The 18,252-nt window shown below is 59.5% G+C and carries 18 protein-coding genes and 1 pseudogene; 10 read left to right on the forward strand and 9 right to left on the reverse strand.

From position 1 onward, the window contains the following. Window positions 1-102: 102 nt before the first annotated feature. A pseudogene (locus tag ACR3EP_RS14625) lies at window positions 103-695 on the reverse strand (HD domain-containing protein). A 205-nt stretch (window positions 696-900) separates the two neighbouring features. Between ACR3EP_RS14625 and ACR3EP_RS14630 the strand changes: the two are divergent. The 4 genes from ACR3EP_RS14630 to ACR3EP_RS14645 all read left to right on the forward strand — a co-directional run bounded on the left by ACR3EP_RS14630 (window position 901) and on the right by ACR3EP_RS14645 (window position 3,952). Next, a complete protein-coding gene (locus tag ACR3EP_RS14630) occupies window positions 901-1,215 on the forward strand; it encodes a hypothetical protein (RefSeq protein ID WP_170550368.1) in 315 nt (104 codons plus the stop codon). A 101-nt stretch (window positions 1,216-1,316) separates the two neighbouring features. Next, window positions 1,317-2,705 (forward strand): adenosylhomocysteinase, encoded by a 1,389-nt coding sequence (gene ahcY, locus ACR3EP_RS14635; RefSeq protein ID WP_480638498.1) that lies wholly within the window; start codon window positions 1,317-1,319, stop codon window positions 2,703-2,705. 13 nt (window positions 2,706-2,718) lie between these two features. Further along, window positions 2,719-3,468 (forward strand): extensin-like domain-containing protein, encoded by a 750-nt coding sequence (locus ACR3EP_RS14640; protein ID WP_480638499.1) that lies wholly within the window; start codon window positions 2,719-2,721, stop codon window positions 3,466-3,468. Window positions 3,469-3,610: 142 nt separating this feature from the next. Further along, window positions 3,611-3,952: a DUF2853 family protein gene (locus ACR3EP_RS14645; protein ID WP_170349521.1), complete on the forward strand. Its 342-nt coding sequence runs from the start codon at window positions 3,611-3,613 to the stop codon at window positions 3,950-3,952. Window positions 3,953-4,146: 194 nt separating this feature from the next. Here the strand turns inward: ACR3EP_RS14645 and ACR3EP_RS14650 are convergent, their stop codons facing one another. The 5 genes from ACR3EP_RS14650 to tsaD all read right to left on the reverse strand — a co-directional run bounded on the left by ACR3EP_RS14650 (window position 4,147) and on the right by tsaD (window position 8,178). Then, window positions 4,147-5,268: a hypothetical protein gene (locus ACR3EP_RS14650; protein ID WP_480638500.1), complete on the reverse strand. Its 1,122-nt coding sequence runs from the start codon at window positions 5,266-5,268 to the stop codon at window positions 4,147-4,149. A 160-nt stretch (window positions 5,269-5,428) separates the two neighbouring features. Further along, window positions 5,429-5,851 (reverse strand): EVE domain-containing protein, encoded by a 423-nt coding sequence (locus tag ACR3EP_RS14655; protein ID WP_480638501.1) that lies wholly within the window; start codon window positions 5,849-5,851, stop codon window positions 5,429-5,431. Further along, entirely contained in the window at window positions 5,851-6,120 is a 270-nt protein-coding gene (locus ACR3EP_RS14660; protein ID WP_170349518.1) for a YciI family protein, read from the reverse strand. Before ACR3EP_RS14660 ends, ACR3EP_RS14655 begins: the two co-directional genes overlap by 1 nt. 1 nt (window position 6,121) lies before the next feature. Beyond that, window positions 6,122-7,084 (reverse strand): NAD(P)H-dependent glycerol-3-phosphate dehydrogenase, encoded by a 963-nt coding sequence (locus ACR3EP_RS14665; protein ID WP_480638502.1) that lies wholly within the window; start codon window positions 7,082-7,084, stop codon window positions 6,122-6,124. Beyond that, window positions 7,081-8,178, reverse strand: coding sequence for a tRNA (adenosine(37)-N6)-threonylcarbamoyltransferase complex transferase subunit TsaD (tsaD, locus tag ACR3EP_RS14670; protein ID WP_480638503.1), 1,098 nt, complete (start codon window positions 8,176-8,178; stop codon window positions 7,081-7,083). Before tsaD ends, ACR3EP_RS14665 begins: the two co-directional genes overlap by 4 nt. Before the next feature lie 97 nt (window positions 8,179-8,275). On the opposite strand from tsaD, the gene ACR3EP_RS14675 reads away from it, so the two are divergent. The 3 genes from ACR3EP_RS14675 to ACR3EP_RS14685 are packed head-to-tail and all read left to right on the forward strand — an operon-like array spanning window position 8,276 to window position 11,900. Next, complete coding sequence (locus ACR3EP_RS14675; RefSeq protein WP_480638504.1) at window positions 8,276-8,989, forward strand: uroporphyrinogen-III synthase; 714 nt, start codon at window positions 8,276-8,278, stop codon at window positions 8,987-8,989. Between the two features lie 54 nt (window positions 8,990-9,043). Further along, window positions 9,044-10,348 carry a COG4223 family protein gene (locus ACR3EP_RS14680; protein ID WP_480638505.1) on the forward strand — a complete coding sequence of 435 codons (1,305 nt, stop codon included), beginning with the start codon at window positions 9,044-9,046 and terminating at the stop codon, window positions 10,346-10,348. A gap of 10 nt (window positions 10,349-10,358) precedes the next feature. After that, window positions 10,359-11,900, forward strand: coding sequence for a heme biosynthesis HemY N-terminal domain-containing protein (locus ACR3EP_RS14685; RefSeq protein ID WP_480638506.1), 1,542 nt, complete (start codon window positions 10,359-10,361; stop codon window positions 11,898-11,900). A 4-nt stretch (window positions 11,901-11,904) separates the two neighbouring features. Here the strand turns inward: ACR3EP_RS14685 and ACR3EP_RS14690 are convergent, their stop codons facing one another. From ACR3EP_RS14690 to ACR3EP_RS14700, 3 genes are read right to left on the reverse strand one after another with little or no spacing between them, the layout of a single operon-like run. Beyond that, window positions 11,905-12,939: an ABC transporter substrate-binding protein gene (locus ACR3EP_RS14690; protein ID WP_170349513.1), complete on the reverse strand. Its 1,035-nt coding sequence runs from the start codon at window positions 12,937-12,939 to the stop codon at window positions 11,905-11,907. Next, window positions 12,936-14,333 (reverse strand): sensor histidine kinase N-terminal domain-containing protein, encoded by a 1,398-nt coding sequence (locus tag ACR3EP_RS14695; protein ID WP_480638507.1) that lies wholly within the window; start codon window positions 14,331-14,333, stop codon window positions 12,936-12,938. The genes ACR3EP_RS14690 and ACR3EP_RS14695 overlap by 4 nt, the downstream gene beginning before the upstream one ends. Continuing rightward, window positions 14,326-14,997 carry a response regulator transcription factor gene (locus tag ACR3EP_RS14700; protein WP_480638508.1) on the reverse strand — a complete coding sequence of 224 codons (672 nt, stop codon included), beginning with the start codon at window positions 14,995-14,997 and terminating at the stop codon, window positions 14,326-14,328. Before ACR3EP_RS14700 ends, ACR3EP_RS14695 begins: the two co-directional genes overlap by 8 nt. A 152-nt stretch (window positions 14,998-15,149) precedes the next feature. On the opposite strand from ACR3EP_RS14700, the gene ACR3EP_RS14705 reads away from it, so the two are divergent. The 3 genes from ACR3EP_RS14705 (at window position 15,150) to ACR3EP_RS14715 (ending at window position 18,172) form a co-directional block, all read left to right on the forward strand. Further along, window positions 15,150-16,118, forward strand: coding sequence for a Bug family tripartite tricarboxylate transporter substrate binding protein (locus ACR3EP_RS14705; RefSeq protein WP_480638509.1), 969 nt, complete (start codon window positions 15,150-15,152; stop codon window positions 16,116-16,118). 73 nt (window positions 16,119-16,191) lie between these two features. Further along, the gene (locus ACR3EP_RS14710) at window positions 16,192-16,623 is read left to right on the forward strand and encodes a tripartite tricarboxylate transporter TctB family protein (RefSeq protein WP_480638510.1); all 432 of its coding nucleotides are present in this window, start codon (window positions 16,192-16,194) and stop codon (window positions 16,621-16,623) included. Window positions 16,624-16,633: 10 nt separating this feature from the next. Then, window positions 16,634-18,172, forward strand: coding sequence for a tripartite tricarboxylate transporter permease (locus tag ACR3EP_RS14715; RefSeq protein WP_170349508.1), 1,539 nt, complete (start codon window positions 16,634-16,636; stop codon window positions 18,170-18,172). The last annotated feature ends 80 nt before the right edge of the window (window positions 18,173-18,252 follow it).

Below are 18,252 nucleotides of genomic sequence, written 5' to 3' on the forward strand. Positions count from 1 at the left end.
AGACTTTGATCCGCTGTTTCATATAGCTCTCGTCGTCAATGTGGTGCCTTTTCAGTTCAGTCTTGCGCCAAAGAGAAGCTCTGACAGGTTAAGATGCGCCTTTCAAAGCTGTGCAATCAAGGATGCGTGCCGCTGTGTATACGCCTCCGCACTTCAACCGGCGGACGTAGTGTAATCTGCAACCCCTCGATCACCGCTTTGTCGGGGCGGCCAAAGAACTTGGTCGCCTCAGCCTCGGAAAACCCCGCAATCTGTGTCGCCTCCATCCAGGCGCTGATCTTGTCGGCCTTTTTGATTTGACGTTTCACCGTTTTCGGCACCGCAGCGGGCAATCCGAACCGAATGTGGATCGCTGCCGCCAGACGGTCATCCAGCGCGCCGTAATCGGGGCCGACGGCGGATTTGACCGGTGAGATCATATCTCCGATCACATATTCCGGCGCATCATGTAACAAAGCCGCGAGCCGCCATTTCACCGGCGCTTTGGGGGCAATCCGGCCAAAAAGCTCTTCGACCAGCAGGGAATGTTCAGCCACGGAATAGGCGAAATCGCCCGCCGTTTGGCCGTTCCAGCGGGCCACAAAGGCCAATCCGTGGGCGATATCTTCGATTTCGATGTCCACAGGGGTCGGATCCAGTAAGTCCAGCCTGCGGCCAGACAGCATCCGCTGCCATGCTCGTGCTTGTGTTGCCATTATGCCATGCCTTGTGAAGTGGCTCACGTAAGTTTTGCGTTTTTGTGGTATGATGTACCTGTCGAGATCACCTGCTGCCAACTTTTTCTTGACCAGTCGTGCTTTGAACCAGTGCGTGGTGATACCGACATTAGTGCTGAGGGGGGTGCATGCTCCTCCTGGTGTGCCCCTCTCGGAACGTAACTCGTATCGAAAGGAGCTAGCTATGTTTAAGCGACTGTTTGGAATTACCCTGGCCTTTGGAATGGCCGCCACTGCCCCCCCTGCATTTGCCCAAGGTTGTGCGCAACGCGAGCATGTGATCGCCAAGCTGCAAGACAGCTATTCAGAAGAGCTGGTCTTTGGCGGATTGCAGAAAACACGCGGTGCACAGGCGATTATGGAGGTTTGGACCTCGAAGGAAACCGGAAGCTACACGGTTCTGGTTACTCAGGCGAACGGCATTAGTTGTATTGTCGCCGTTGGCACAGATTTTTTTGAAGCGATCCCGAAAATTACGCTAAAGGGTGAACCCAGCTGATTTTAGCTGCGGACTAATCTGTTTTCGGCCATCTACGTTGATACCTGCCCCAAGGGATGCTAGGGGCAGCTCCGGACCTGCTTACCGGAATGGAGTTTATGATGGCCGGGGACTATATCGTCAAAGACATTGCGCTGGCCGGGTTTGGCCGCAAAGAGCTGGACATCGCCGAAACCGAGATGCCGGGCCTGATGGCCCTGCGCGCGGAATACGGTGACGCGAAGCCCCTCAAAGGTGCGCGGATCGTCGGTTCGCTGCACATGACCATCCAGACCGCTGTTCTGATCGAAACACTGGTGGCGCTGGGCGCGGATGTCCGCTGGGCGTCGTGCAACATCTTCTCAACCCAGGACCACGCCGCGGCGGCTATTGCCGAGGCAGGTGTGCCTGTTTTCGCAATCAAAGGCCAGACGCTGGAAGAGCACTGGGACTACCTGGACAAATCCTTCCTGTTCGAAGACGGCCCCAACATGATCCTGGATGATGGCGGCGATGCGACGCTTTACATCTTGCTGGGCGCCCGTGCTGAAGCCGGTGAAGACATCATCCCGGTTCCGGGCTCGGAAGAGGAAGAGGTGATCAAAGCGCAGATCGCCAAGCGCATGGCAGCAAGCCCCGGTTGGTTCACCAAGATGCGTGACCAGATTCAGGGCGTGTCCGAAGAGACGACGACGGGTGTGAACCGCCTGTATCAGCTGGTCAAGGAAGGCCACCTGCCGTTCCCCGCGATCAACGTGAACGACTCGGTCACCAAGTCGAAATTCGACAACAAATACGGTTGTAAGGAATCGCTGGTCGACGGCATCCGTCGTGCCACCGACACGATGATGGCCGGTAAAGTTGCTGTCGTTTGTGGTTATGGTGACGTGGGCAAAGGCTCGGCCGCCTCGCTGCGCGGCGCGGGTGCCCGTGTGAAAGTGACCGAAGTTGACCCGATCTGCGCCCTGCAGGCGGCGATGGACGGGTTCGAAGTCACTCTGCTGGAAGACGAAGTCGCATCGGCCGATATCTTCATCACCACCACCGGCAACAAGGACGTGATCCGCATCGAGCATATGCGCGAGATGAAGGACATGGCCATCGTCGGCAACATCGGTCACTTCGACAACGAAATTCAGGTGGCAAGCCTGAAGAACCACAAATGGACCAACATCAAGGAACAGGTGGATATGATCGAGCTGCCCTCGGGCAACCGCATCATTTTGCTGTCCGAAGGTCGTCTGCTGAACCTCGGTAACGCCACCGGGCATCCTTCATTCGTGATGTCGGCCTCGTTCACCAATCAGGTTCTGGCGCAGATCGAGCTGTTCACCAAGGGTGATCAGTATGAAAACGACGTCTACATCCTGCCCAAACATCTGGATGAGAAAGTCGCCCTTCTGCATCTGGACCGTATCGGTGTGAAACTGACCAAGATGGACAACGAACAGGCGGCCTATATCGGCGTAAAACCCGAAGGCCCCTATAAGCCCGAACATTACCGCTATTGATTGCGGAACGGGGATGACCAAACGCACAGGACGCCGCCGGATTTTGTATCTGGCGGCGTCTTTCTTTTTTACCCTCTTTGCCTTGCTGATCGTCGTGGGTGGCGGCGGTTGGTGGGTGTTGTCGCATCCGCAAACTCCGGTGCCACCACATTGGAACCCGCTTCGGGACTTGACCGTGACAGCACCGGTTACGCCGGTCACCGCGTATCAGCTGCGCCACGCATTGGGAGACGAGGCACAGTGCCGGGCCGCCCTGTCCGCAGCTGGAGTGGTTTTTGAGCCGATGGACGAGCTGTTGGTGGATCGGAACTGTGGCATTGCCGGTCGGGTCCTTTTGTCTGGTCTGACCACCGCACGGATCGAAGCGGTCGAAACCAGCTGCACCACTACATTGCGGCTGGCCTTATGGGAACATCACGTGGTGCAGCCCGCCGCGCGCGAGATCCTGGGCACCGACGTGCGCGCCTTACGCCACGTGGGCAGCTACAATTGCCGCCGGATGCGCACTGCGCAGGGGCAGGACAGCGGCTGGAGCAGCCACGCCACCGCGGACGCGATTGATATAATTGGCCTGCAACTGGGGGATGGCCGATCCCTGACCCTGCTGACAGATTGGAATACACCAGGACCCGAGGCTGCCTTTTTGCATCGGATTGGACGTGGTGCTTGTGACTGGTTCCGGGTTGTTTTGGGGCCAGATTACAATCGCTTGCACGCCGACCATTTCCACCTGCAGGGTTCGGGTTGGGGTTTTTGCCGCTAGGCCAGCCGGGCCGATTTGCGCCTTAATCGGCAATAGGGGGAGAAATCCCCAAATTTTTTCCTTTCGGAAAAATATCCGTCGCGGCTAACCTTAATGAAGACGGTAAGGGTGCCGTTTCATTGTAACTTAGGGAGATTGGGACATGGGAAAACGCGACGAGCTGATCGCAAAATACGCAGATGATCTGAAAAACAAATGCGGAATGGACCCTGACATGGACCTGCTGACCAAGGTCACAATCGGATGTGGTCCGGCGATCTATGACGCCGACGCGTCGACCGTGGCTGCCACGCAGGAAGGTGAGATCGAGACGGTCAAGAACAACTTTCTGATCAAGAAGCTGGGCCTGTCAGACGGGCCAGAGTTGACGGGCGCAATCAACACTGCGCTTGAAACCTATGGCATGTCTGAGCGTAACAAATACCGCGCCGTTGTCTATTACATGCTGACCAAGCATTTCGGCAAAGAGTCGGTCTACGGCTGATCCCTTGATGCCCGTCAGGCCACTGGCGGGCGTTTTCAATTTTAAGCACTTGGTGTTTGTGCTGACCACCAGAACTCGACTAATATCTAAGAGTGACCAGTACGGTCAGAGCCAAAGATTTCCAGACGCGTGTGGTGAGTAGGGAGCACGCGGGGGTAGGGAAGGTTCTGCATCGTCGGAACCTTCCCGCATTTTTATTGGAACTCTTCAATAATTCGGGCAACAAACTGTTCCACTGAATCTGGCCCTCGATTTGGTTGGCGTTTTCTTCCACCCCCCTTACCGGCCAGATAAACCTCGATATGACCCGGTCGCGTTTTTGGACCGGACTTCGTAAAGTCCCGAGAGATACCGCCAAGCAAACTTGCTGTCAGTTCCGCAATTTGCGCGTCCTTGGGGTGATAGAATCGGACCTGAGTCGCCTTCACGGCATAATTTACCCGCGCCGTTGCAATCACGTCAGTCTGGTCCGAGGTCAAAATCTCAAGCACGGCGATGCTGGTTTCGTTCGACACGCCAACGGGTACAAAAAGAGATACCCCTGTTTCAGCCGGCTGGTCATGACTAGGCAGGCTGTCATGTTTTTCGGGGATCACGAGAACCGATCTCGGTGCGGTGGCTCGGGCGATCACGTGGTCAGGTACGGTTGTTAGCGGAGCCACCGGTTCGTAAGAGCCTTGTATCACCGGTGGCAATAGCGTCTCACCCCAGGCTGGCTCATAGTTCATTGGAACAACTGAACTGCTCCTTTCTGACCCTGGCCCCGTATTTGCAGTGGACGTCTTGTGCGTCACTTTGGCAAACCGCGAAATCGGTTCTGCCGCGTCTGATTCCAAGCTGGACAGGGTCGTATCACCGTCATTTGGATCACCCGCCACCGGATTTGCGTTTGCGTCGATTTCTGATGTTGTATCAATAGATAAGCTGGTTTGAACCACCGCGTCGGGGTTTCGCCATCCTGCCAAAACACTTGTTGCGGCCCAATGCAGGGCAGCGCCACAGAACATTGCACCAAAAACGATCGGATACATGCGATTGACGCGCTGTTTTCGGGGCGGTTGCATTGGGTGTTTCGACTGAGAACTTTTGAACACAACCTGCTCAAGTTTGAATTCACCGGGTTCTGCGGGGCTGTCTTCCTGCGGCGCTTCAATATCGATTTCCGGTGACATTTCCAGGTGACTTGATTGCTGCACATCGGCCAGCGCAGCGGCGCGCTGCTTTCGCGCAATCTCAAGGCGCGCTTCCCAGCATTTTGAACTCAGCTCAGCAGCAATGTCTTCGTTCTTCCCACCGCTGCCTTCAACGTCAGACATGGGTTCTTGCTTTCGAATTGATCAACCAAAGATCGAGCAACACCAAAAGACAGACGACTACTGAATCTGCGGCCGCCATTGCCCCCACATGGTGCAGCCCGAAAAATATACCATTTTATTGGTGGTTTGAGAAGGTTTGCACCCTTAGACGTGGATTCCGTCAACCCGGTTGGGTGGCCCCCAGCGCACAGATGGTTGCCCATTCCTCATCAGTCACAGGTTGAACGGACAGGCGCGAGTTTTTCACCAGCACCATCTCGTCCAGACGTTCATCTGCCTTGATCTGCTCTAAAGTGACAGCTGTGGTGAACGGGCGTACAGCCTTGATATCCACACATTCCCAGCGTTCATCATCTGTAGTGCTGTCGGGGTGGGCCTCGGCGCAGACCTCGACAATGCCGACAATCGCCTTGTCCTTTTGCGAGTGGTAGAAAAACCCGCGGTCACCGATTGCCATCTGACGCATGAAATTGCGCGCCTGATAATTGCGCACGCCGTCCCACTCTTCGCCCGCATCCCCTTTGGCAACCTGCTGGTCCCAGCTCCAGGTTGAGGGTTCGGATTTGAACAGCCAATATGCCATCAGCCGACGACCTTCTTCCATACGATCAGATCAACGGATTGAAACAGCCCTGCTTTGGCATAGGGATCGTTGTCTGCCCATGTTTGCGCAGCAGCCATGTCTTCGACCTCAAGAATGATCAACGAGCCGATCATCGCGTCGCCGTCCAGCAGGGGGCCTGCCTGTGCAACAACGCCAGTTTCCTCGATATAGGCCAGGTGGTTGGCGCGATTGTCCAGCCGGGTTTGCAGGGCGCCGTCCTTGTCCTTGGCGATCAGGGCAATGAGCATATTATTCCTCCTTGAGGGGTCGGTTAAGCAGGGTTTGAATGGCTTGGGGCACACTATAGGTGCCGTGGCTCAGGTCGGCCACCGTGGCGCTGATGGGCATGTCCAGCCCCTCAGCCGTGGCAATGTCCGCCATGGCGCGCGCGGTTGCGACGCCTTCGACCGTTGTTTGGCTGTCGAAAGGGCGATTTTGACCCAAACACAGGCCAAAACGATAATTTCGGGACAATTCGGATGAGCAGGTCAGCACCAGATCGCCCAATCCAGACAGGCCCATCAAGGTATCGGGACGCGCACCGCGCATCAAAGCGACCCGCTGCATCTCGGCAAAGCCACGGGTCATCAGGGCAGCGCGGGCACTGTCGCCCAGCCTGGCCCCAATGGCAGCGCCGCAGCCGATGGCCATGACGTTTTTCAATGCCCCGCCCAGTTCCGCGCCGATCACGTCGGTGGTGCGATAAAGGCGCAGGTTCGCAGTGGTCAGTTCGGTCTGCAGCGTTTCGCTCAGATCACCATCCGTGCAGGCCAGCGTCAGTGCCGTGGGCAGCCCGCGCGCGATGTCGTCGGCAAAGCTGGGTCCGGTCAGCAGGGCCGGGTGCGCATCCGGGATGGTCTGGCGGATCACCGAGATTGGACCAAGGCCCGACGACAGTTCGATCCCCTTGCAGCAGGCAACCAGTGTCTTTCCGGCCAGAACCGGGGCATGTTCCGTCAGAGCCGCGCGCAGTTTCTGCATGGGAACCGCCAGCAGCAAGACATCAGAGGTCACGGCGTCCTGTATATCGGCTGTCACCAATACTTCGTCTGGCAGGGCGACGTTTGGTAGGCGCGCAGCGTTTTCGCGGCTGTCTTGCATTTGGTTGGCTTGCCCGGTGTTGCGCGACCACAGCGTCACCGATCCGTTCCCGGCCAGCGAAATCGCCAAAGCGGTGCCAAATGCCCCAGATCCAAGGACAGCGACGCTCATGCCTTGGCTCCTTTCTTGCCGCTGCCCAGCATGGCGGGACTGGTCTGATCCAACGGCCAGCGGGGCCGGGCGGTCAGGTCCAATCCATCCCGGGCACCGGTACGAAACCGCTCCATCCCGGCATAGGCAATCATGGCGGCGTTATCGGTGCATAGGTTCAGCGGCGGGGCCGTGAATCGCGCACCTTTTTCTATGCAAACAGTCTCTAATGCTGCACGAATGGTCGAATTTGCTGCTACGCCACCTGCAACCGCGATCACCGGCTCTGCAGGGTTTTCCTCCAAATACAGATCCATCGCCCGGCGGGTTTTTTCGGCCAATGTGTCGACAATGGCCTGCTGAAACCCAGCGCACAGATCTGCGCGGTCCTGTCGGGTCAACCCACCCTTTTCGGCAACGATCTGGTCTCGCATCCGCATCAGCGCGGTCTTGAGCCCCGAGAACGATAGATCACATCCTGGCCGGTCCAACAGTGGGCGTGGAAAGCGGAATCGCTTGGGATCGCCCGACCGGGCTTCGACCTCGACCGAGGGGCCGCCGGGTTGCGGCAAGCCCAGCAGTCGGGCGGTTTTGTCGAACGCTTCGCCGGGGGCATCGTCGATGGTGCCGCCCAGACGGGTGAATTTTTCCGGTCCGTGGGCAATCAGGTACTGACAGTGTCCCCCCGAGACCAGCAGCATCAGATAAGGAAAAGCGATCCCATCCGTCAGACGAGGTGTCAGGGCATGCCCGGCCAGATGGTTCACCCCGACCAAAGGCAGGCCAGATGCTGCACTCAGCCCCTTGGCACACATGACGCCCGACATGACGCCGCCGATCAGACCCGGCCCGGCGGTGACCGCGATGGCGTCCATATCGGCCAGGGTCAGCCCTGCGGACTGTAACGCCTGCACCACGCAGACATCCAGTTTTTCGGCATGCGCGCGGGCGGCAATTTCGGGCACTACGCCGCCAAATGCGCTGTGCAACTCGGTCTGGCCATGCACGATAGAAGACAGAACCTCGGCCTCTGCACCATCGGTTTGGCGCACGACGGCGGCGGCCGTGTCATCACAGCTGCTTTCCAACCCGAGGATGGTAAGTGTTTGCACCATTGGCCTGATCCGTTACACCATGACTGCCAAGCGGGGTATCACCCTGCGCGGATGCAAACAATCCCAAGGCGGAAGGCACCGACCGTTGTATTTGTTGATGACCCGCCCGCGCGCCGCCTCAGAACGGTTTGTCGCGAAGCTGCCGGCCCGCACCCGATCCCGGGTCAAGGTCATCTATTCCCCGCTACTCGAAATCAACCCCTTGCCGATCAATGTCGACACCAGTGGTGTGCGGGGACTGATTTTCACCTCGGCCAATGGGGTGAATGCTGCCGTATCCTTGGGCTTGTCTCGGAACATGCCCGCCTTTTGCGTCGGCCCTGCCACCACCAGCACGGCCCAAAGTGCTGGTTGGAACGCGCAGATGGTTGGCGCAGCGGCCGAAGAACTGGTGGCCTATTTGCTGAAACATCGGCCCGACAGCCCGCTTTTGCATTTGCGTGGAGAACACAGCCGGGGCAATGTCGCCACCCGCCTGACCGAGTCGGGGCTGACCGTGCGCGAACAGGCCGTCTATCAGCAGCGCCTGTTACCGCTGACACCCGAGGCCGCAGCCGCCACCGATGGCAAAGAGCCGGTCATCGCACCGTTATTTTCGCCCCGTACGGCGCGACAATTTGCCGATATCTGGGCTGGTTCAGCGCCCCTGTGGCTGGCCGCAATCAGCGAAGCGACTGCGGAACCCCTTTATTTTTTGGACTATGCGCATCTAAGGGTCGCCAAAGCGCCAACCCCCAAGAAAATGCGAAAAGCGGTTAAAAAACTTGTGAAACATGCGATGCGGGTTGAGGGTAGCGATACCACCGATTAACTTAGAGTGGCCTGTTATTCATATGATTTTGGATTCGATAAGGGGAATGTTGCGGTGGCTCGTAAGAAGAAAACCGATCAAAAGCCAGTGGAAGACCCCAAGTCGGACGAAGCGGTCGAATCCACAATTGCTGAGGAACAAGCTACTGTTGACGCGGCCGAGCCGGTAGAAGAGGGCTTTTCCGAAGCCGAAGCCGAAGCCGAAGCCGAAGCCGAAGCCGAAGCCGAAGCCGAAGCCGAAGCCGAAGCCGAAGCCGAAGCCGAAGCCGAAGCCGAAGCCGAAGCCGAAGCCGAAGCCGAAGCCGAAGCCGAAGCCGAAGCCGAAGCCGAAGCCGAAGCCGAAATGGCCGTGGAACCGACCCACGCTGAGCCTGCGGCGCACAAAGAAGAAAAGCGAGGCGGCTTTGTCCCGGCCCTGATCGGAGGTGCAATCGCCGCGGCGATTGGCTTTGCCGCTGGCAGCGCGGGCATGTTCAATTCGGGCCAGTCTGACGCGCTGACAGCCCTTGAATCGAAGTTGAGCGACCAGGCCAGCCAGATTGAAGCGCTGACGAAATCCCTATCCGTATCCCAGTCCGACAGTTCGGACGTAGACAGCAAGATTGCGGCCCTGACTGATCAGGTCACGCCGCTCAGTTCGGATCTGGCGGCGTTGAAAACCAGCCTGGATGGGCTGGCTGGCAAGGTTGACCCCTTGGCCAGCCGTCTGAACGATCTGGAAAGCGGCGCCCTGACGCAAGGTGCCTCGCCCGAGGTCTCGGCCGCCTTTGAGGCCGAACTGAAGAAACTGCAGGACTCGTTGACCGCGCAGCGGGCTGAGGTCGAGAAAATGGTCTCGGATGCACAAGCGCTTGAAGCTCAGGCTGCGGTTAAGGCGCAGGCTGCGACCAATGCTGCGGTTCTGTCTCAGGTGCATGGGCAGTTGGAGGCGGGCCAGCCTTATAACGACCTGGTAGACCAATTGACGGCAGGTGGCGTGAACGTGCCAGAGGCCCTGTCAACACCGTCCACGGAAGGCGTTGCAACTCTTGCTGCCTTGCGCGAGTCCTTTGTGCCCGCAGCCCGTACTGCGCTGGCCGATGCACGTGATGCCGACAAGACAACCGGGCTGGTCGCCTTTCTGCAACGGCAGACCGGCGCGCGATCGGTGACGCCGCAAGAGGGTGACGGCCCGGACGCGGTCCTGTCACGGGCACAGGCAGCCCTGTCCCAAGGAGATATCGCCACCGCGCTGAGCGAGCTTAAATCTCTGCCTGACACGGCCCAGGCCGCATTGGCCGATTGGGAACAGGCGGCCCAAACACGTGTGGCTGCCGTGGACGCCGCAAATGCGCTGCAATCCAGCGTAAACTCGAACTGAAGGACCTGCCATGCTGTGGTCATTGTTAAAGATCCTTGTTTTTGTAGCGATTATCGGCCTGCTGGCCATGGGCGCCATGTTCCTGATGGAAACCAGTGGTGGCGTGCAGATCACCGTTGCGGGCACCGAATTCACGTTGGGGCCGCTGCAATCGGTGATCGCGCTGGGCGTGCTTGTGGTGGCCATCTGGGTGATCTTCAAGCTGCTGACCCTGCTGATCGCGACACTGCATTTCCTCAACGGCGACGAAACTGCCCTGTCGCGCTATTTCGACCGCAGCCGCGAAAAGCGCGGTTATCAGGCGCTGGCGGATGGGTTGATGGCGTTGGCCTCAGGTGAGGGGCGCGTGGCGATGAACAAGGCCGCCAAGGCCGAGAAACTGCTGAACAAGCCGGAACTGACCAATCTACTGGTGGCACAGGCTGCCGAGATGAATGGCGATACGAAAAAGGCGTCAGAGACCTACAAGAAACTAGTCACCAATAACGCCACCCGCTTTGTCGGTGTGCGCGGCATCATGAAGCAGAAACTGGCCGAGGGTGATGATGACACCGCCCGCAAGCTGGCTGAAAAGGCGTTGGCGATCAAACCGCGCCACGCTGAAACCCAAGATATTCTGTTGGGTCTACAGACCAAATCGCAGGACTGGGCCGGTGCGCGATCAACCCTGACCGCCAAGTTGAAGGCGGGCCAACTACCACGCGACGTGTTCAAGCGCCGCGATGCGGTGCTGGCCCTGTCCGAAGCCAAGGACATTCTGGATGACAGCGCCACGGTCGAACAACAGGAACATGCCATCGAGGCCAACCGCCTGTCGCCCGATCTGGTGCCTGCCGCCGCGATGGCCGCGCGTGCCTATATTGAAAAGGGCAAGCCGCGTGCTGCGACCAAGATCCTGAAAAAGGCTTGGGAGGTGCAGCCGCATCCCGATCTGGCCCATGCTTTTGCCGAGATTGCACCGGATGAAACCCCGGCGGCGCGGATTACCCGCTTTGTCGCCCTGACCCGTATCCACCCCGAGAATCTGGAGACCCGCCTGATCCTGGCTGAGTTGAACATCGTCGCCGAGGACTTCCCTGAAGCCCGCCGCGCGCTGGGCGATGTGGTGGAAAAACAGGCCGATGCGCGGGCCTATACCTTGATGGCCGCGATAGAACGCGGCGAAGGGTCCTCGGACGCTGTTGTACAAGGCTGGCTGGCCAAGGCGCTGAACGCGCCGCGCGGGCCGCAATGGGTCTGCGACAATTGCCACGACATCCAGCCCGAATGGGGACCGGTGTGCCAGAACTGCGGCAGCTTTGACACCCTCAGCTGGCAGACCCCGCAAACGCCCGAGATCGCCACGGCCACTGGTGTGCATATGCTGCCGCTGATCGTCGGCGCGCTGGAGGACAAAGTCGAGCCGGAACCCGAGCCCGAAGCCGAGCCGGAAGAGGACGTGGTCGAAGAGGCCGAGGCCCCCGAGATCATCGAGATGGAGGCCGAACCTGTCCGCCCTGACGTTGAACCGGTGCGGCCCGATGTCGAACCCGTGGTGGAAAAACAGGCCTGACGCCTTAACGCGCAGTTTCTACGTTGAATGCGTCGTTCCAGAGTTTAAACAGCTCGGCCCGACGGTTCTGATCGCGCGCCACCAGCAGCGCTGGGGACAGGGCGATAAATCGGCGGGCGCTAGGGTTCAGGCCAGTCTCAGCCGCGTCCATCGGGGCGACAAGGCCCGAGGCCGCCAGCAGGGTTTGTGCCTCAGGCGACAGCAGGAAATCCAGAAACCCGGTGGCGGCATCCTTGTTTTCCGCCTGTGCCGGGATCATGAAGGCGCGCGATAGGACCAGCGTGTAATCCTCGGGCAGAATCACCCCCACACCGGGGGCATCGGCATTGGCTACGTAAGAGCCCAGAACGTTATAGGCGATCAAGAACCGCCCCTCGGCAACATCGCGGATGATTTCGGCGGAACAACAGGTGGCCACGGCGTCGATGCGGGCAAACCCCTCGATCAGGGACCCGAATGTCGTAGCCTCAAGACTGTCGCCATAAGCAAACAGGTACCCCAGCCCGGATGCGGCGATATCATAGGTGGCCACCCGCCCGCGTAACAGGTCGGGCTGGGTGCGCATGGCGTCCAACAGGGCAAACCGGTTGCGCGGAACATCCTGATCTGACAGCAGAGATTTGTTATAAGCAATAACCGCGGGTTCCGTGGTGATCCCCCACAGCTCATCCCTCCAACGCCGGGCCGCGGGCAGGGCTTCGGTTCGGGGTGATCTGTAACGATGCCCGCAGGCGGCGTTGACCAGCCAGACCATTTGCTGAATGGCCGAGGAAAAGACCACATCAGCCGGGTTCTCACCATTCTTGCAAACCGTCCGGCTGTGCTGGAACAGCGCGTTTGACCCCCATTGCTCATACGTGATCCGCAGGTCGGGGTTCTGGTCGGCAAACCGCTCAAGAACCGGGGCGATGATGGCGATATCAGTGGTCGAACGGATCAGCATCGGGTCGGCTCCGTCACCGAAGCTGGCTGTGGCCTCCTGCGCGCATGCAAGGCCGGGCAGGGCAAACAGAAGGCAGGTCATCAAAGCGCGGATCATTCCACCCCCCTTGAGGTCGTGGCAGGAAAGCTGAGTGCGGCGCGAAAGCCAATGTTGTCGCGGGTCATTTCAACCTTGCCGTCAAACGCCTCGGCTGTCGATTTCACGATGGACAGTCCTAGCCCGCTGCTGTCCTCGCCCGAGCCGGTGGTGCGATTGAACCGATCACCGATTTGTTCGGCGACAGGGGTGGCCGGGCCAGGCCCATGATCGCGCACCCACAATACGGCACGGCCACTTTCTTGCGCAGCCCCGATGCTGACCGGGGGTTGCCCGTGCCGCAGCGCGTTGCCCAACAGGTTTTTGGCAGCTTCGGCCAGAGAAAAGGCATCGGCATTTACCAGAACGGGATTTTCTCCGATCTCCAGCCGCACTTCGACCCCGGGGGCGACAAGCTCATGATCGCTTTGTTCCAGCACGTCCAATGCCACCTCGCGCAGATCAACGGGAAGGCGCGGGGCACTGTCGATGCGGTGGATCACCATGGCACGGGACAGCAGTTGGTCCAGCAAAGTGCCCAGCGATCGCGTGCGGCCCAGTAGCCGGTCTAATGCCCGTTTGCGGGCGGGGGGGTCGGGATCATCCTGCGCAATTTCCGCCTGAACCCGGATCGCCGCCACCGGCGTGCGTAGCTGATGCGCCGTGTCGGCAATCAGGTTGCGCATGGTGTCCACCTGCCGGTCCAGCCGTCCCATAAAGCGGTTCATCGCGTTCAGCATCACCTGCAGTTCGCGCGGCAGGCCGTCGCTGGCCATAGGGGTCAGATCGTGAGGATCGCGACGGGTCAGATCCTCGGACAAGGCCTCAAGCGGGCGCAGGGCGGATCGGGTGACAATCCATGACATCGCCAGCAACAGAACGCCCGCCACCGCCATCGGCAGCAAGGCGTCGCGCATCAGGCCAACGGTCATCATCTGACGCGCGCGCAAGGTCTGCCCGACCAGTATTTCCACCTCGCCAGAAAACTCGCGTTCGGCAAACAGGCGGGCCAAGCGGACAAAGCGCGCAGGTTCTCCGTTCAGATCAGCGGCGAAATAGATCGGAGCAGCACCAGGCTGTTGCGGTATGTCGATCACCGTGTCGCGGTCCAACCCGGTGATAAAAGGGCCATCTGGTACTTGAACCGCATAGAAAATCCGATCTTCAGGGGCCTGCGCCAGCAGTTGAAAGGCGGAAACCGGCAGGTCTACGACGGGTATGCCGTCCTGAATCCGAACGGATTCGGCGATGTCGCTGGCGGCGCCAAGCAAAAGCCGGTCATAAGCCTGCCGCGCCGCCAATCTGCCATTGGCCCAGATCGACAAAGCGACAAGGCAGCCGCCCAGTATCAAAATCAGCATCACCGCGCTGAGAACACGGGCAGTCAGGCTGTGGGGCAGGTGCAGCTTAGCCATCCAGACCGATCCGGTATCCGACACCACGCCGGGTGGTGATGCTGACCGTACTGCCGGTGAACTTTTTGCGCAGGCGGGCGATATACAGCTCAATCGCGTTTTCGCCGACATCGGCATCCTCGAACCCGTAAAGCGAATCGTACAGCCGGGTTTTCGACAGGAATTGCCCCTCATGCCGGATCAGTGCGTCCAGCACAGCGGCCTCGCGCGCGGTCAGGTTCAGGCGTTTGCCCTCCAGCGCGGCGCTGCGGTCCTTGGGGGCATAGATCAGCGGGCCCAGCGTGATCTGCTCGGATTTTCGGTCGGCGTCGCGACGAACCAGAGCGCGCAACCGGGCCTCAAGCTCGCGCTGGTCGAAGGGCTTGCCCAGATAGTCGTCGGCCCCCTTGTCCAGCGCGGCGATCCGATCTTCGACCGAGGTCAGCGCGGTCAGCATCAGCACAGGGATACGGTCACCTGCCGCGCGGATCTTGCTTAGGAAACTTAACCCGGACCCATCGGGCAGGTTTATATCCAGCAACATGGCGTCATAGCTTTGGACTGCACGAAAATCACCGGCGGCTTCGACGGTTGTGGCCAGATCACATACCACACCGGACCGGGCGAGATGGGCTATCACACCTTCGGCCAGATCTTCGGCATCTTCGATCATCAATACGCGCATGACCCCTCCCCAAGGCGAACGCCTGAACCCTGACAGGTTCGTGACAGCATTATTCGGTAAACAGATTCAACCTGCAAGAACGGGCCTTGTGTTCTGCGGGGATCGGTTTCGGCTGCACGCGCAGTCCAAAAAGACCAGAGGAGGAGACACGAATGAAACTGTTTGGAACCAGTGGCGCGATTGCGGCTGCTGTCTTTGCCCTGTCCGGCGTTGCGGCCAGCGCGCAGGAATGTATCGCCCCGGCCAACCCCGGTGGCGGATGGGATTTCACCTGTCGTCAGGTGGGTAAATCGCTGCAGGATCTGGGCCTGATCGACCAGACCATGCAAGTGGTGAACCTTGCCGGTGGCGGCGGCGGCGTTGCTTTTGCCGAGGTGGTGAACAAGCGCGGCGAGGATAATGAGCTGATCGTGGCGGCCAGTGCGGCCACTGCCACCCGTCTGGCGCAGGGGGCTTACCCCGGCAATACCATGGATCAGGTGCGGTGGCTGGCGGCCATCGGCGCGGATTACGGCGTGATTGCCGTTGCGGCAGATAGCCCGGTCAACACGCTGCCTGAATTGCTGGACCAGATCAAAGCCGACCCAACCGCCGTGTCGGTTGCGGGTGGCTCGGCCGTGGGTGGTTGGGATCACCTGAAGGTTCTGATCGCAGCCAATGCATATGGCATCGACGATGTGCGCTCGGTCAAATACATCGCCTTTGACGGCGGTGGTGAGGCCGTGACCCAGCTGCTGGCCGGGTCGGTTCAGGCCTTTACCGGCGATATTTCCGAGGCCAAGGGTTTCGTAGACTCGGGCGACATCAAGGTGATCGCGGTGCTGGCACCCGAACGTCTGCCCGGCGAATTCGCCGATTTCCCGACCGCCAAGGAACAGGGCATTGACGCCATCGGCGCCAACTGGCGTGGCTTCTATGCCCCCGGTGGCATGACCGATGACGCCTATGGCGACTGGGTCGGCAAGATCGGTGATCTCTACGCTTCGGATGAATGGAAAGAGGTGATGGCCGCCAACGGTCTGGCACCGCTGGACCTGCAAGGCGCAGATTTCCAGAACTTCGTGGCTGAATCCGTGGGTCAGATCCAGGCCATCTCGAAAGAGATCGGGATCATCAAATAACACCACTCACTGTGATCCGGGCGCCTGGCTGTGCCCGGATCCAAATCATTTACCCGAACTATAGGAGACACCGATGAGTGACCGTATCTTCGGGGTCGTCGGACTGCTACTTGCCATCGGATTTGCCTTTTCCGCACTGGCGATCGAGGAAAGCTTTCTGTCTGACGCCGTCGGGCCCAAGGCCTTCCCGCTGATCATTGCTGCCATTCTGGGCCTGTCGAGCATCGTCATCGCCCTGCGCCCTGATACCGAACCCGAATGGCCCGCGTTGGGCCGTCTGGTTGAGATCGGCGCGGCCGTGGTCATGATGATCCTTTACGCCGAATTGCTGCCCGTTGTGGGATTTGTCATCGCCACCGCCTTTGCCGCCGCCTATCTGGCCTGGCGTCTGGGGGCCGGGCCGCTGGAAAGCGTGTTGGTTGGCGTCGGCACATCCATAGGTATTTACGTAATTTTCCATCTGGTTCTGGGTCTGTCACTGGCCCGCGGCCCGCTGGGCTTCTGAGGAGAGGGGCATGGAAACATTAGCATCCCTTGGGGACGGTTTCGCCATCGCGCTGACATGGCAGAACCTGATGCTGGCCCTGCTGGGCTGTTTTCTGGGTACAATCATGGGTGCGTTGCCCGGTCTGGGCCCGTCCAATGGTGTGGCCATTCTGATCCCGCTGGCGTTCACGCTAGGTCTGGGGGCGACACCCTCGCTGATCCTGCTGACCAGCGTCTATTACGGTGCAATGTATGGGGGACGGATTTCATCCATTCTTTTGAATATCCCCGGGGATGAGCCCGCGATGATGACCTGTCTGGACGGGCATCCGATGGCCAAAAAAGGGTTCGCAGGTGAGGCACTGTCGCTGTCCGGCATCGCGTCGTTTGTTGGGGCGTTTCTGGCCACATGGGGCCTGATCTTTCTGGCACCGCAGTTGGTGAAGATCGCGCTGTTGTTTGGACCGGCGGAATATTTCGCCCTGTTCGCGCTGGCCTTTATGACGTTGGGCGGCGTGTCGTCGACCAATCAGGCGAAATCGGCATTTGCCGCCGCATTGGGACTTGGGCTGGCAACCATTGGTGTCGACACACAAACCGGCGTGCCCCGGTTCACCTTTGGCGAGGTGCATCTGTATGACGGGTTGGATTTTCTAGTCGCCATCGTCGGCTTGTTCGCCTTGTCCGAAGTGTTCATCTTTCTTGAACACCGCCACGGCGGATCGGATGCCGAGGGGCGCAAGCTGAATATCGGTCGGCTTTACCCGCCGATGTCGATGGTCAGGAAATGCACACCGACCATGCTGCGCACCTCTTTCCTGGGCTTCATAGCCGGGGTTTTACCGGGCGCAGGCGCTTCGTTGGGCTCGTTCATTTCCTATTCGATGGAAAAGCGGCTGGTCGACAAGGAAAACACCTTTGGCACCGGTGATCCGCGCGGTGTGGCGGCACCCGAGGCCGGGAACAACGCCGCTGCCGGGGGTGCTCTGGTACCAATGCTGGCGCTGGGCGTACCGGGGTCGGGAACCACGGCCGTGCTGTTGGCGGTCCTGCTGGCGCTGAATATCACGCCGGGGCCGCTGCTGTTCACGCAGAACCCGGATGTGGTCTGGGGCTTGATCGCGGCGCTGTTCATCGCGAACTTTATGCTGCTGGCGATGAATATCCCGATGGTGGGCCTGTTCACGCGGGTTCTGATGGTGCCGTCGCGCATCCTGATGCCCGTCGTGGCGATGGTCAGTTTTGTGGGTATCTATGGCATTTCGGGCTCCAGCTTTGATCTGCTGGTGATGATCGGGTTCGGTGTCATGGGGTGGGTTCTGCGCAAGCTGGACGTACCGCTGGTGCCGGTTATCTTGGGCACGCTTTTGGGCAACTCGATGGAAAACAACCTGCGTCGAGCGGTGACCATCGACAACGGCAACTGGTGGACCCTGATCGACAGCCCGTTGTCCATCGCGCTGTGGACCATTGCCATCATCGGCTTTGTTCTGCCCCTGATCGTGGGCGCACGGGTCAAAGCCAAGATGCACCAGCGCCGCGATGAAGAAGGCGCGATCAGCGATTGATGAATCAGGCGTCGCCGATCACGTGTAGGCGGCGCCGTCCCAGGGTCTTTCGGTTTGGTAATTCGCCTGAATTGTAGTTT

This window comes from Ruegeria sp. BB10 (genome assembly GCF_056535725.1).

What these genes read in the sequence shown, in the direction of transcription:
- ACR3EP_RS14630 (WP_170550368.1), top strand. Translation starts at nt 901, where the DNA reads ATGTTTAAGCGACTGTTTGGAATTACCCTGGCCTTTGGAATGGCCGCC.
- ahcY (WP_480638498.1), top strand. Translation starts at nt 1,317, where the DNA reads ATGGCCGGGGACTATATCGTCAAAGACATTGCGCTGGCCGGGTTTGGC.
- ACR3EP_RS14640 (WP_480638499.1), top strand. Translation starts at nt 2,719, where the DNA reads ATGACCAAACGCACAGGACGCCGCCGGATTTTGTATCTGGCGGCGTCT.
- ACR3EP_RS14645 (WP_170349521.1), top strand. Translation starts at nt 3,611, where the DNA reads ATGGGAAAACGCGACGAGCTGATCGCAAAATACGCAGATGATCTGAAA.
- ACR3EP_RS14650 (WP_480638500.1), bottom strand. Translation starts at nt 5,268, where the DNA reads ATGTCTGACGTTGAAGGCAGCGGTGGGAAGAACGAAGACATTGCTGCT.
- ACR3EP_RS14655 (WP_480638501.1), bottom strand. Translation starts at nt 5,851, where the DNA reads ATGGCATATTGGCTGTTCAAATCCGAACCCTCAACCTGGAGCTGGGAC.
- ACR3EP_RS14660 (WP_170349518.1), bottom strand. Translation starts at nt 6,120, where the DNA reads ATGCTCATTGCCCTGATCGCCAAGGACAAGGACGGCGCCCTGCAAACC.
- ACR3EP_RS14665 (WP_480638502.1), bottom strand. Translation starts at nt 7,084, where the DNA reads ATGAGCGTCGCTGTCCTTGGATCTGGGGCATTTGGCACCGCTTTGGCG.
- tsaD (WP_480638503.1), bottom strand. Translation starts at nt 8,178, where the DNA reads ATGGTGCAAACACTTACCATCCTCGGGTTGGAAAGCAGCTGTGATGAC.
- ACR3EP_RS14675 (WP_480638504.1), top strand. Translation starts at nt 8,276, where the DNA reads ATGACCCGCCCGCGCGCCGCCTCAGAACGGTTTGTCGCGAAGCTGCCG.
- ACR3EP_RS14685 (WP_480638506.1), top strand. Translation starts at nt 10,359, where the DNA reads ATGCTGTGGTCATTGTTAAAGATCCTTGTTTTTGTAGCGATTATCGGC.
- ACR3EP_RS14690 (WP_170349513.1), bottom strand. Translation starts at nt 12,939, where the DNA reads ATGATCCGCGCTTTGATGACCTGCCTTCTGTTTGCCCTGCCCGGCCTT.
- ACR3EP_RS14695 (WP_480638507.1), bottom strand. Translation starts at nt 14,333, where the DNA reads ATGGCTAAGCTGCACCTGCCCCACAGCCTGACTGCCCGTGTTCTCAGC.
- ACR3EP_RS14700 (WP_480638508.1), bottom strand. Translation starts at nt 14,997, where the DNA reads ATGCGCGTATTGATGATCGAAGATGCCGAAGATCTGGCCGAAGGTGTG.
- ACR3EP_RS14705 (WP_480638509.1), top strand. Translation starts at nt 15,150, where the DNA reads ATGAAACTGTTTGGAACCAGTGGCGCGATTGCGGCTGCTGTCTTTGCC.
- ACR3EP_RS14710 (WP_480638510.1), top strand. Translation starts at nt 16,192, where the DNA reads ATGAGTGACCGTATCTTCGGGGTCGTCGGACTGCTACTTGCCATCGGA.
- ACR3EP_RS14715 (WP_170349508.1), top strand. Translation starts at nt 16,634, where the DNA reads ATGGAAACATTAGCATCCCTTGGGGACGGTTTCGCCATCGCGCTGACA.